This window comes from Streptomyces sp. 2114.4, from assembly GCF_900187385.1.
Taxonomy (GTDB): Bacteria; Actinomycetota; Actinomycetes; order Streptomycetales; family Streptomycetaceae; genus Streptomyces; species Streptomyces mooreae.
This window is the reverse complement of the sequence record NZ_FYEY01000001.1, coordinates 5,260,452-5,273,364: the sequence shown is the minus strand read 5'-3', so window position 1 is coordinate 5,273,364 and position 12,913 is coordinate 5,260,452. Positions and strand designations below refer to the sequence as shown.

10 protein-coding genes are annotated in these 12,913 nt (G+C 70.4%); 7 read left to right on the top strand and 3 right to left on the bottom strand.

The features are described from left to right. Together CFW40_RS23330 and CFW40_RS23325 are read right to left on the bottom strand one after the other, a co-directional pair. Complete coding sequence (locus tag CFW40_RS23330) at window positions 1–474, bottom strand: nuclear transport factor 2 family protein (protein ID WP_088799714.1); 474 nt, start codon at window positions 472–474, stop codon at window positions 1–3. Between the two features lie 95 nt (window positions 475–569). Then, entirely contained in the window at window positions 570–1,127 is a 558-nt protein-coding gene (locus CFW40_RS23325; protein WP_088799713.1) for a Uma2 family endonuclease, read from the bottom strand. A gap of 302 nt (window positions 1,128–1,429) precedes the next feature. On the opposite strand from CFW40_RS23325, the gene CFW40_RS23320 reads away from it, so the two are divergent. From CFW40_RS23320 to CFW40_RS23300, 5 genes are all read left to right on the top strand, one after another. Continuing rightward, window positions 1,430–2,842 (top strand): aspartate ammonia-lyase, encoded by a 1,413-nt coding sequence (locus CFW40_RS23320; protein WP_088799712.1) that lies wholly within the window; start codon window positions 1,430–1,432, stop codon window positions 2,840–2,842. A gap of 132 nt (window positions 2,843–2,974) precedes the next feature. Continuing rightward, the gene (locus CFW40_RS23315; RefSeq protein ID WP_176956404.1) at window positions 2,975–3,718 is read left to right on the top strand and encodes a DUF402 domain-containing protein; all 744 of its coding nucleotides are present in this window, start codon (window positions 2,975–2,977) and stop codon (window positions 3,716–3,718) included. 211 nt (window positions 3,719–3,929) lie between these two features. Beyond that, complete coding sequence (locus CFW40_RS23310) at window positions 3,930–4,613, top strand: class I SAM-dependent methyltransferase (protein WP_088799711.1); 684 nt, start codon at window positions 3,930–3,932, stop codon at window positions 4,611–4,613. Between the two features lie 90 nt (window positions 4,614–4,703). Then, window positions 4,704–7,265 (top strand): SpoIIE family protein phosphatase, encoded by a 2,562-nt coding sequence (locus tag CFW40_RS23305; protein ID WP_088799710.1) that lies wholly within the window; start codon window positions 4,704–4,706, stop codon window positions 7,263–7,265. 182 nt (window positions 7,266–7,447) lie between these two features. Next, complete coding sequence (locus CFW40_RS23300; protein ID WP_088799709.1) at window positions 7,448–8,911, top strand: catalase; 1,464 nt, start codon at window positions 7,448–7,450, stop codon at window positions 8,909–8,911. Between the two features lie 82 nt (window positions 8,912–8,993). On the opposite strand, the gene CFW40_RS23295 is transcribed toward CFW40_RS23300, so the two are convergent. Then, complete coding sequence (locus CFW40_RS23295; RefSeq protein ID WP_088799708.1) at window positions 8,994–11,267, bottom strand: transglycosylase domain-containing protein; 2,274 nt, start codon at window positions 11,265–11,267, stop codon at window positions 8,994–8,996. A 308-nt stretch (window positions 11,268–11,575) separates the two neighbouring features. On the opposite strand from CFW40_RS23295, the gene CFW40_RS23290 reads away from it, so the two are divergent. Continuing rightward, window positions 11,576–12,547, top strand: a complete 972-nt coding sequence (locus tag CFW40_RS23290) for an SPFH domain-containing protein (protein ID WP_088799707.1) — start codon at window positions 11,576–11,578, stop codon at window positions 12,545–12,547. A 64-nt stretch (window positions 12,548–12,611) separates the two neighbouring features. Further along, on the top strand, window positions 12,612–12,878 hold the full coding sequence (locus tag CFW40_RS23285; protein WP_088799706.1) for a hypothetical protein: 267 nt from the start codon (window positions 12,612–12,614) through the stop codon (window positions 12,876–12,878). The last annotated feature ends 35 nt before the right edge of the window (window positions 12,879–12,913 follow it).

Below are 12,913 nucleotides of genomic sequence, written 5' to 3'. Positions count from 1 at the left end.
TCACGATCCGCCGGGGTCCCCGAGTCGTTCCGTCGGACCGGCGAAGGGCAGGAACGTGGTCCGGGTGGCGAGGAGCCAGACGCCGTCGACCTTGCGGAAGGTGTCCTCGTAGTGCCCCACTTGGGTCGGCGGCCTCGACGGCACCATGCCCTCTTGGCAGCCGTCGACCCGGTAGGTCGCGAAGTAGGTGGTGGCGGTGGCCGTCGTCGAAGCAGTGACGGTGACCAGGATGTTGGTGCACATACGGCGCGACAGCCGGTCCGCGGGCCGCGCGCCGAAGTAGTCGCGGAGCGCGCCCCGCCCCTGCACCCGGCGGTCGCCGTGCGGCCACTCCCAGACCCCGTCGGGGGTGAACAGATCCGCCACCGATGCCGGGTCCCCGAGGTCGAGCCGGCGGACGAATTCGACGATCAGGCGCTCGCAGGCCCGCTCGGCGAGCAGGCATTCCATGGGGTCAAGAGCTTCGGTTTCCATCCCCACTTGGTAGCAGCGATCCACGCACCACCACCACGGCTTTCACGGGTCATCAAGAGCCATATTGAGGTGACCCGCACGGTGGGAAACGTGGGCTACAGGCCGTCGGTGTCAAGCTCGACGCCGAATGGCTCCGGGATCCGTAGCGTGGTGCCGTAGGGGTGAGGACCGTCCGCCCGTGTGTAGCCGAGCTGGCCCGGCTCCGAGTACAGGGTTACGGAGCGCTCTTGACGGTCGACCAGCAGGTACAGCGGCGCCCCGTACTCGGCGTACCGGCGGCGTTTCACCACGCGGTCCGTTTCCGCGTTGGACTCGCTGGTGACCTCGACGACGAGGAGGGTATCCGAGGGCAGCAGTGCGCCGGCGCCCTTTGCGGCCGCGGCGGGTACCACCGCGATATCTGGTACGTACCAGTTGCTGGACCCGGGCAGATCGAGGTTGCCGGAGCCGGTGACGCAGTCGAGTTCGCGGGCGCGGGCTCGGATCTGGTCGCGGATTGTCTCCGCGGTCGTTTCGTGGTCCCAGGTCGGTGACACCGGCTCGATGACTCCCTCGACGATCTGGGCGCGGTCGCCGCGGATGTGTTGGATGGCGTACTTGAGGGCGCGTTCGGGGTCGACGCCGTGGTTGTAGTCGGCGGACTCGATGCTCATCGTCGGGACCGTCCTTCGGCTGGCCGCGAGGCGGCTGAGGGTTCTGTGCTATTCAACGACATGCCTGCCCGGTCCGGCACGCCACCGGCGCCGAATCCTCGGGCAGCTGCGTAGAGGTAGCCGACAGCTGCCCGGCCCTCATCCCCGTCCGTGGCTCCAAGACCCCCACGGCCCCGCCCTCCTCATCACCTCCCACGCCCGGGCAGGCTGCAGGGCGGGCGTGCAGGGCGAGCGCCCCGCAGCCAGGTGACAACCGAAGGGTGCCCGGGAACAGATTGCCGTTCCCGGGCACTGACATAGGTATGAGTGACAACAGCGCATTCGGCGACTCCGGCGGCTTTCGGACCGAGCACGACTCCATGGGGGAGGTGCAGGTGCCCGCGTATGCGAAATGGCGGGCGCAGACGCAGCGTGCGGTGGAGAACTTTCCGGTCTCGGGGCAGCGGCTGGAGCGGGCGCACATCGAGGCGCTGGCCCGCATCAAGGGGGCGGCGGCCAAGGTGAACGGCGAGCTGGGGGTACTGGACAAGGACATCGCGGAGGCCGTGCAGGAGGCCGCCGCGGCCGTCGCGGAGGGGCAGTGGGACGACCACTTCCCCGTTGACGTGTTCCAGACCGGGTCCGGGACGTCGTCGAACATGAACACCAACGAGGTCATCGCGACGCTGGCGGGTGAGCGGCTGGGCCGGGAGGTCCATCCGAACGACCACGTCAATGCGAGCCAGTCGTCCAATGACGTCTTTCCGTCCTCGATTCATATCGCGGCGACATCGGCCGTCCTCAACGATCTGATTCCGGCGCTGGAGCATCTGGCGGAGGCGCTGGAGCGCAAGGCGGAGGAGTTCGCCGAGGTCGTGAAGTCGGGGCGGACGCATCTGATGGATGCGACGCCGGTGACGCTGGGTCAGGAGTTCGGCGGCTATGCCGCCCAGGTGCGCTACGGCGTCGAGCGGCTGCGGGCGTCGCTGCCGCGGCTGGCGGAACTGCCGCTGGGCGGCACGGCGGTGGGGACGGGGATCAACACCCCGCCCGGGTTCCCGGCCGCGGTCATCGCCGAAGTGGCGCGGGCGACGGGGCTGCCGCTGACCGAGGCACGCGATCACTTCGAGGCGCAGGGGGCGCGCGACGGGATCGTCGAGACGAGCGGGCAGCTGCGGACGATCGGGGTCGGGCTGACGAAGATCGCCAACGATCTGCGGTGGATGGCGTCCGGGCCGCGCACCGGGCTCGCGGAGATCGCGCTGCCGGATCTGCAGCCGGGCTCGTCGATCATGCCGGGGAAGGTCAACCCGGTGATCCCGGAGGCGGTGCTGATGGTGGCGGCGCAGGTCACCGGCAATGACGCGACGGTGGCGGCGGCCGGGGCGGCCGGCAACTTCGAGCTGAATGTGATGCTGCCGGTGATCGGGAAGAACGTGCTGGAGTCGGTGCGGCTGCTGGCCAATGTCTCCCGGCTGCTGGCGGACCGCACGGTCGACGGGATCACCGCGAACGCGGAACGCGCCCGGGAGTACGCCGAGTCGTCGCCGTCGGTCGTCACGCCGCTCAACAAGTACCTCGGGTACGAGGAGGCGGCGAAGGTCGCCAAGAGGTCGCTGGCCGAGCGGAAGACGATCCGTGAAGTGGTGCTGGAGGGCGGCTATGTCGAGCGGGGGCTGCTGAGTGAGGAGCAGTTGGACGAGGCGCTGGACGTGCTGCGGATGACGCGGCCCTGAGCCGGCCGGCGCCTCGCGCCGATGCTCCTGTTGCGGCGCGGGTTCCGGGCGGCGGCCCTCATTATCATGCCCGTAACGCCCGGTGCGTCTCATGTCACGGCGCGCGTCATGCCGCGCAACTAAGATCTGCGCATGACAGCGGACACGGTGGACACGACGGAAGGCGAGACGCCCGGCGGACGCGGGACGGCCGGGGCGGGGCGGGCGGCGGGCGGTGCGGCGGCAGCGTCACACTGGGCGCCGGGGGACCACATCCTGTGGCGCTACCGCGACAACGCCGACTCCGGACGGTTCCACATCTGTCGTCCGATGACCGTTGTCCAGGACACCGACGAACTGCTCGCGGTGTGGATGGCGCCGGGCACGCCCTGCATCAAGCCGGTGCTCGCCGACGGCACGCCCGTACACCGCGAGCCGCTGTCCACCCGCTACACCAAACCGCGCCGGACCAGCCACGACCAGTGGTTCGGCACCGGTGTGCTGAAGCTGGCCCGGCCCGGTGACCCGTGGTCGGTGTGGCTGTTCTGGGAACACGGCTGGCAGTTCAAGAACTGGTACGTCAATCTGGAGGAGCCGCGCCGCCGTTGGGCGGGCGGCATTGACTCCGAGGACCACTTTCTCGACATCTGTGTCTATCCCGACCGGCACTGGGAGTGGCGGGACGAGGACGAGTTCGCACAGGCGCAGCGGGACGGGCTGATGACCGACGCACAGGCCGCCGAGGTCAGGTCGGCGGGCCGGGCCGCAATCGCACAGATCACGGCCTGGCGTGAGCCGTACGCGGACGGCTGGGAGGACTGGCGGCCCGATCCGGCCTGGGAGATTCCCCGGCTCCCGGACAACTGGGACCGCGCACCGGATCGTTTGCGGTCGTGAGGGAGTGAAGTGAAACCACACGAGTGAAGGGGGCGAACCGTGGGAAGCTGCGCCTATGGGCAATGCTGTTTCCTGCGGGGCGAGGAGCGGGGCCGAGCCCCCTTGCTGCGCCCCGGGTCTTCAAACGTAGGATCGTCCTCCGCAAGACTGCACAGGCGCAACTCCAGAACGGGAAAACGAACTTGACTGCGGTCGCAGGAGGCGCGAGGTCGTGAGTGCAACTCACTACGACGGATACGAGGGGCTCCACCGGTTAGCACTGGACCGGGCCGGGCAGGCCGAGGCGTTCGACGCCATCGGCGACCGGTACGACGACGCCTTCCCGCACAAGGAGGGCCAGCTCGCCTCGGGCACCTGGCTGGCCGACACCCTCCCCGCCGGCTCACGCATCCTGGATCTCGGATGCGGTACGGGCCTGCCGACCGCCCGTCAGCTCTCGGACGCCGGACACCGCGTCGTGGGAATCGATCTCTCCCCCTCGATGGTCGCACTGGCCCGGGAGAACGTCCCGGCCGCTGATTTCCACCGGCTGGACATCGCCGATCTGCGCAGCGGCCGGCTCGGCGGATCCGGCTCTTTCGACGGAATCGCCGCTTATTTTTGCCTTCTGATGCTGCCCCGTGCGGAAATCCCTTACGCACTGGGCATGCTCCATGATCTGCTACGTCCCGAGGGGCTGCTCGCCCTGTCCATGGTCGAGGCGGATGTGGACGACTTCACCATTCCGTTCCTGGGCAACTCGATCCGGGTATCGGGTTACCTGCGGGACGACCTGCGCCGGGTCGTGCACGACGCGGGTTTCGACGTCGTCGGGGAGGATGCCTACGCATACGCCCCGTCGAGTACGGACGTACCACCCGAGATCCAGCTCTTTCTGCACCTGCGACGCGCCTGACACGCAGCGCGTTGGGCGCGTCCCGTACGGGCGGCGCGCTCGCAACGCGGCGCGTTCGGCGCACAGCCCCGGACGGATGGAATCCCACGCGTGACGGAGCACCCCACCTCCCACGAATCGCGGCGGTCGGCCTCGACCGCCGCGCCCTCGGCGTCCCCTGCTCGGGGGCCGGCCGGGACGGCGTCGTTCGGCGCGGTCCCCGACCCGCGCAGTGCCCTGCAGCAGCCCACCGCGGCGGGGTTCGCCCCGGCGCCGGGCGCCGGGTTCGCGGTGCGCGGCGGTGACGACATAGGCCTCGCCGGTGTCGCCGTCTCGGCCTCGGCCGGTCCGCCGGCCGGCCGCCACGGCGGCGAGCCGCCCGTGGATCACGCCGCGGCGCGGCGGGAGCCGTCGGCGGACGCGGACGGCGCCGCCGCGGGCCACACCGGCGGGCGCACCAGTGATCACAGCGCCGCGCACAGCGGCGGTCATGCCGCCGCACGGGACGTCTCGCTCCCGTATGGGGAGGCATACGGCGACACGTACGGGGAGGTGGCCATGCCTGCGGGAGGACGGCCGGGCGGGGCAGCGGATGCGGGGCGCGAGACGGCCCGTGCCGCGCGGCGGGTGGCGCAGGGCGCGGTGGGCCGCGCCCAGGCGCCGGAGCCGGGCGAGGAGCCGCACCACGGGCAGCGCCCGCGGCACGACGGCGAGGGCATCGGGCGGCCGCGCGGCGGCGGGCCGGGTGGGACGGTGCCGGGGCAGTCGCCGGCGCCGCACGGCGGACGCTCCGCCGGGCCGGGCGCCCACGGTGAGGCCGCGCACCCGGCGGCCGGGGAGGCCACCGCGGCCCCGGTGCCCGGTCAGAACGGCCCGGCGCAGGACCCGCCGGCCGCTCCCCCGGCCCGCTCGGCGCATCCGGGCGAGAGCAGTGAGGTGGCCGCGGCCCGGCAGGCCGGCGGCGACCGGCTGCGCTTCATCGGGGCGGCGACGCGGCGGATCGCCCGCGGTATCGACCTCGACGAGATCGTGCTCGGGCTGTGCCGGGCGACGGTGCCGACGTTCGCCGACGCCATCCTCGTCTATCTGCGCGATCCGCTGCCGGTGGGCGACGAGCGTCCGACCGGCCCGGTGGTGCTGCGGCTGCGCCGTACCGACCGGATTCCGGAGGAGCCGGACACCAACGGCGGCCGGCTGCCGGTGCTGCCCGCGCAGCCCGATCTGGGCCCGGCGATGGGCGGCAGCGCGGCGGAGCTGGCCGAGGTGGAGCCCGGCGGTCCGCTGGCCGAGGTACTGCGGGGCGTACGGCCGCTGTTCGGCGAGGCGCAGGCGGCGCGGACGGCGCTGCCGGAGCTGCTGGGTCCGGATCCGCGGCTGCCCGGCGGCCACCGGGTGATCCTGGCGCCGCTGCGCGGCCGCCGCCGGGTGATCGGTGCCGCGGTGTTCCTGCGCCGCCCCGACCGCCCGGCGTTCGAGCCGGACGATCTGCTGGTGGCCGCGCAGTTGGCGACGCACACCGCGCTGGGCGTGGACAAGGCGGTGCTCTACGGCCGTGAGGCGTACATCGCCGACGCGCTGCAGCGCACCATGCTGCCGGACTCGCTGCCGCAGCCGACCGGGGTCCGGCTGGCCAGCCGCTACCTGCCGGCCGCGGAGACCGCCCGGGTGGGCGGCGACTGGTACGACGCGATCCCGCTGCCGGGCAGCCGGGTGGCGCTGGTGGTCGGCGACGTCATGGGCCACTCGATGACCTCGGCCGCGATCATGGGGCAGCTGCGCACGACCGCGCAGACGCTGGCGGGGCTGGACCTGCCGCCGCAGGAGGTCTTGCACCATCTCGACGAGCAGGCCCAGCGGCTGGGCACGGACCGGATGGCGACCTGCATGTACGCGGTCTACGACCCGGTCGCGCACCGGATCACCATCGCCAACGCAGGGCATCCGCCGCCGGTGATGCTGCACCGCGGCGGGCGTGCCGAGGTGCTGCGGGTGCCGTCGGGCGCGCCGATCGGCGTCGGAGGGGTGGACTTCGAGGCGGTGGAGCTGGACGCCCCGGCGGGCGCCACGCTGGTCCTCTATACCGACGGGCTGGTCGAGTCGCGGATCCGGGACGTGTGGACCGGGATCGAGCAGCTGCGGGAGCGGCTGGCGGAGACGGCCCGGCTGACGGGTCCCAACCCGCCGCCGCTGGAGCCGATGTGCGACGAGGTGCTGGACATTCTGGGCCCCGGCGACCGCGATGACGACATCGCGCTGCTGGCGGCCCGGTTCGACGGGATCGCGCCGAGCGATGTCGCGTACTGGTATCTGGACCCGAAGGCGCAGACGGCCGGGCAGGCCCGCCGGCTGGCCCGGCGGGCGCTGGCGCGCTGGGGTCTGGAGGAGCTGACCGACCAGCTGGAGCTGCTGGTCAGCGAGGTGGTGACGAATGCCGTGCGGTACGCGGAGCGGCCGATCACCCTGCGGTTGCTGCGAACGGACGTACTGCGCTGCGAGGTGGGTGACGACGTTCCGCAGCTTCCGCGGCTGCGCCAGGCCCGGCCGTCGGACGAGGGCGGGCGCGGCCTCTACCTCGTCAACCGGATGGCGCGGCGCTGGGGCGCGACCCGTCTGAGCATGGGAAAGGTCGTCTGGTTCGAGTTGTCGATGCCGCCGGGGGCGCTGCGCCGCTGACGCCGGGCGGACCCCGGCCACCCGTCCCATATGTTGGACCCCGTCTGAGATAGGACGGGGTCCAACTCTTGCCGACGTGCCGTCGGGGTAGTTGACTGCTTGGGTGGAGGTAAGGGACTGACTCGCCCAATTCGGGACCGACCGACCCTACTCCCCGTCGTCGAAACAGGAGGCATTCCTCCATGTCCAGCACCGCGCACCACGTCCCGCGCACGACGAACAACGCCGGCATTCCGGTGGAGAGCGACGAACACTCCCTCACTGTGAGTCCGGACGGCCCGATCCTGCTCCAGGACCACTACCTCATCGAGAAGATGGCCCAGTTCAACCGCGAACGGGTCCCCGAGCGGGTGGTACACGCCAAGGGCGCCGGCGCCTACGGCTTCTTCCAGGTCACAGGCGACGTCAGCCAGTTCACCAAGGCGGATCTCTTCCAGCCGGGCAAGACCACCGAGATGCTGGCCCGCTTCTCGACGGTCGCGGGCGAGCAGGGCTCCCCCGACACCTGGCGCGACCCCCGCGGCTTCGCCCTGAAGTTCTACACCGAGGACGGCAACTACGACCTGGTGGGCAACAACACCCCGGTCTTCTTCGTCCGTGACACGATCAAGTTCCAGGACTTCATCCGCTCGCAGAAGCGCCGCCCGGACAACGGGATGCGCGACAACGACATGCAGTGGGACTTCTGGACGCTGTCGCCGGAGTCCGCCCACCAGGTCACCTGGCTGATGGGCGACCGCGGCATTCCCAAGACCTACCGCCACATGAACGGCTACGGCTCGCACACCTACATGTGGGTCAACGCCGGCGGCGAGAAGTTCTGGATCAAGTACCACTTCAAGACCGACCAGGGCATCGACTTCCTCACCCAGGAGGACGCGGACCGGATCGCCGGTGAGGACGCCGACTACCACCGCCGTGATCTGTTCGAGGCCATCGACGGCGGCAACGCCCCGTCGTGGACGCTGTACGTCCAGGTCATGCCGTTCGCGGACGCCCCGGACTACCGGTTCAACCCGTTCGACCTGACCAAGGTGTGGCCGCACGGCGACTACCCGCTGATCGAGGTCGGGCGGATGACGCTCAACAAGAACCCCGAGGACTACTTCATCCACATCGAGCAGGCGGCGTTCGAACCGTCCAACATGGTGCCGGGCATCGGCCCGTCGCCGGACAAGATGCTGCTGGGCCGACTGTTCTCCTACCCGGACACCCATCGCTACCGCATCGGCCCGAACTACCTGCAGCTGCCGCCCAACCGGCCGCACGTCCCCGTCCACTCGTACGCGAAGGACGGCCCGATGCGGTTCGACCCGGCCCGTACGGCCCGGCCCTACGCCCCGAACAGCTACGGCGGCCCGGCGGCGGACACCCTGCGCTACGGGGAGCCCGCGGGCTGGGAGACCGCCGGCGAGATGGTCCGCGAGGCCTACACGCTGCGCCGTGACGACGACGACTTCGGCCAGCCGGGCACGATGGTCCGCCAGGTCCTCGACGACGCGGCCCGCGACCGGCTCGTCGGCAACGTCTCCGGCCATCTGCTGAACGGCGTCAGCCGCCCGGTGCTGGACCGCGCCCTGCAGTACTGGCGCAACATCGACAAGAACGTGGGCGACCGGATCGCCCACAAGGTGAACGGCGGCTGAGGAACCCTCGTTCCGTCGCAACAGCGCGGCCCCCGCCGGTGAGGCGGGGGCCGCGCTGCGGTGCGGTGTACGCGGACCGGCGTCAGCCGAAGCCGGGCAGGCTGTCGGGCCTGGTTCCGCCGGTCTCGCCCCCGGTGCCACCGCCGGGGCCGCCGTCGCCGCCGGCCGCGCCGCCGTCCGCCCCGCCGTCCGGCGAGCCGGAGTCGGACGGGACGGGCGGGCTCGGCCGTCCGCTGTGGGTCGGCGAGGGCGGCCCGCTCGGCTTCGACGGGGTCGGCGAGGGCGAATCGCTCGGCGACTTGGACGGGCTCGGGCTGGACGACGGCGTGTGGCTCGGAGTCGGGGTGGGGGTCGGAGGGATCGCGGCACCCATGTTGGTGTCCAGGTCGAAGTCCGCGCCGGTGTCGCCGTTCAGCGCCGCCTCGGTGTAGTCCGCCCACACCTTGGCCGGGTAGCCGCCGCCGTTGACCCGGCCGTCGCCGCCGGCGTTCTTGAGGGTGACCTGCCGGCCGCCATTGGGCGACTCGCCGAACATGCCGACGGCGGTGACCAGCTTGGGCGTGTAGCCCACGAACCACGCCGACTTGTCGTCGTCGGAGGTGCCGGTCTTGCCCGCCGCCTTGTAGGCGGTGTTCTTCACGGCCTGCGAGGCGGTGCCGTCGTTGACCACGCCCGTCAGTACGGAGGTGACGGTGTCGGCGGTCTTGCGGCTGAGCACCTGATCGCCGATCGGGTCCTTCAGCGGCACCTTCGTCTCGACCCCGTTGACGCTGTGCGTGGCCTGGGTGACCAGCGTCGGGGTGACCTTCTTGCCGTGGTTGTCGAGGGTGGCGTAGGCGCCGGCCATCTGGAGCGGGCTGGCGCCCATGGTGCCCAGGGTCATGGCGGGCTTGACGTCCATCGTGTCGGCCATGCCGAGGCTGACCGCGGTCTGCTTGACCTTGTCCAGGCCGACGTCCGCGCCCATCTGCGCGAAGACGGCGTTGACGGAGTTGTTGGTCGCCGTCTGGACGCTGATCTTCCCGTACTCGTGCTCGTCCTCGTTGGGTGGCGCGAAGGCGATATTGCCGCCGACGACCGGACGGCGGTTGCGGCCGTCGTAGATCGTGTTCGGGGTGATCGGGACGCCGTCCTGGGTGACCGCGTTGTTCTCCATCGCGGAGGCCAGGATCAGCGGCTTGAAGGTGGAGGCGGCCTGGTAGTCGCTGCGGGTGGCGTTGTTCCGGTAGTGCTTGGGCGGGCCCTCGCCGCCGTACATCGCCACGATGTGCCCCGTCTTGGGGTCCACCGAGGTGGCACCGAGCTGGGCGTCCGCGTCGACCTTGCGCTTCTTGGGGTCGAGGTCGGCGAGCAGCTTGCGCTTGACGGATGCCTCCAGCGCCTTCTGCTTGTTCTTGTCGATGCCGAGGGTGACCGTCCAGCCGCCGGCCGCGAACTGCTTCTCGTCGACGCCCTGGGCGAAGAGCTCCTGCTTGGCCTGCTCGACGAGGTAATTGGTCTGGCCGCTCACGCCGCTCAGCGGCTTGGGATCCTTCGGCCGCTGGAACGTCTGCTTGCGGCGGTCCTCCGGGGAGAGCCACTTCATCTCGACCATGTTGTCGAGGGTGTAGGCCCAGCGCTCCTGGACCCGCTTCTTGCCCGCGTCGGTCGCCAGGGTCCAGTCGTACTGGTTCGGCGCCTGGAGCAGCGAGGCCAGGTAGGCGCCCTGCGAGACGGTGAGCTTCTCGACGTCCACGCCGTAGTAGGCCTGGGCGGCGGCCTGGATGCCGTAGGCGCCGCGGCCGTAGTAGCTGGTGTTGATGTAGCCGGCGAGGATGTCGCCCTTGGAGTACTTGTTGTCCACCTTGAGCGAGATGACGATCTCCTGGAGCTTGCGGGAAACCGTCTGCTCCTGGCTCAGGTAGTAGTTCTTGACGTACTGCTGGGTGATCGTCGAACCACCCTGCTTGCCGCGGCCCATCACCGTGTTGAAGATGCCGCGCATGGTGCCCATCAGGTCGACACCGGAGTCGTGGTAGAAGTTCTTGTTCTCCGCGGCGACGAAGGTGCGCTGCACGTCCTTGGGTATCCGGCTGAGCGGGACGTTCTCGCGGTTGCGCAGACCCGTACGCGCCATGACCTTGCCGTTGGCGTACTTGTAGACGTTGCTCTGCAGCTTGGCTGCGTTGTTGCCCTTGGGTATGTCCACGCACAGATACAGGCCGATGAAGCCGAGGATGCCCAGCAGGCACACCCCGAGGAAGGCTCCGAGGAGCTTCTTCCAGGTGAAGAAGCGGCGTATGCCGGACTTCTTCCCCTTCGATCTGGCCCGGCGGGCGCTTTCCTCTCGCGCCCGTCTCGCGTCCGCTCGGCCCATCGCTTCAGCAACTCCAGTCGTTCCGCCCCCAGCTAACTCAGCTGTTGAAGCTAACACCGCATCTGTCAACACATACTCATCGATCAAGACTTTTCCCGACGTGACAAACAGCACCCGGAGCAGGGGAACCAAGAGGGGGGTTTTGTGCGTCGCCCGCGTCTCACCTGGGGTCTTACCGCCGGAGGGCCCTCCCGCGACCACTGGACAGCCCTTGTGGCGCGGCGTTAAAGTGATAGCACTTTGCTAAGTCAGTGACATCATCCATTGCGGCGGACATCACGTGCCGCATGGGGAGAAACGGGGATTCCATGTCCGATCAGACACCCGCCGACCGCGCCGCCGGGCCCGGCGCCGACCTTCCTGTCGACGCTCCCGAGATGCCCCGCCCGCAGGTCCGCGAGGTCCCGGCGCACAGCATTCCGGGCGGCCTCGCCCTCCTGCTGACCGTGCTCGGTGTGGCACTGGGCATCGCCATGATCATCGTCGGCGGGATCCTCGGCGACGGCGGCGACAAGGCGGTGGGGGCGCCAATGATCATCGTCGGCGTCGCAATGCTGCTCGGCTCGTTCTTCTGTATGACCGGGGTGAAGATGGTCGCCCCCGGCGAGGCCCGGGTGATCCAGCTCTTCGGACGGTACGTCGGCACCATCCGCACGGACGGCCTGCGCTGGGTCAACCCGCTCACCACCGCCCAGAAGATCTCCACCCGGGTGCGCAACCACGAGACCGCGGTCCTCAAGGTCAACGACGCCTACGGCAACCCGATCGAGCTGGCCTCGATCGTGGTCTGGCAGGTCGAGGACACCGCCCAGGCGCTCTTCGAGGTCGACGACTTCCTGGAGTTCGTCGCCACCCAGACCGAGGCGGCCGTCCGGCACATCGCCATCGAGTACCCCTATGACGCACACGACGAGGACGCCCTGTCGCTGCGCGGCAACGCCGAGGAGATCACCGAGAAGCTTGCCCTGGAGCTGACCGCACGGGTCCAGGCCGCCGGCGTACGGATCATCGAGTCCCGTTTCAGCCACCTCGCGTACGCTCCCGAGATCGCCTCGGCGATGCTCCAGCGGCAGCAGGCCGGCGCGGTGGTCGCGGCCCGCCAGCAGATCGTCGAGGGCGCGGTCGGCATGGTCGAGCAGGCGCTGGACCGGATCAGCGAGCAGGGCATCGTCGAGCTGGACGAGGAGCGGAAGGCGGCCATGGTGAGCAATCTGATGGTGGTGCTGTGCGGTGACCGGGCCGCCCAGCCGGTGCTGAACACGGGTTCCCTCTACCAGTGAGCGGGCGAACCATGGAGGGGTGCACGCCGGGCGAAGGCGAGGCCGGACGAAGCGAGGCTTCGGCATGAGCACCGACACCCCCGAGGGGCCCGACGCCGAGAACGGGCGGACCCCCGCGCGACGGCCGCAGCAGCGCAAGCAGGTGCTGCTGCGGCTGGACCCCGCGGTCCATGACGCGCTGGCGCGCTGGGCCGGCGACGAGCTGCGCAGCGCCAATGCCCAGATCGAGTTCCTGCTGCGCAAGGCGCTGTCGGAGGCGGGGCGGCTGCCGCGGGGGGCGGGGGCGATCCCCCGGCGGGGGCGGCCGCCCAAGGAACGCAAGGACGACTGACGGAACGCACGGACGGCTGAAGGAACGCAAGGACA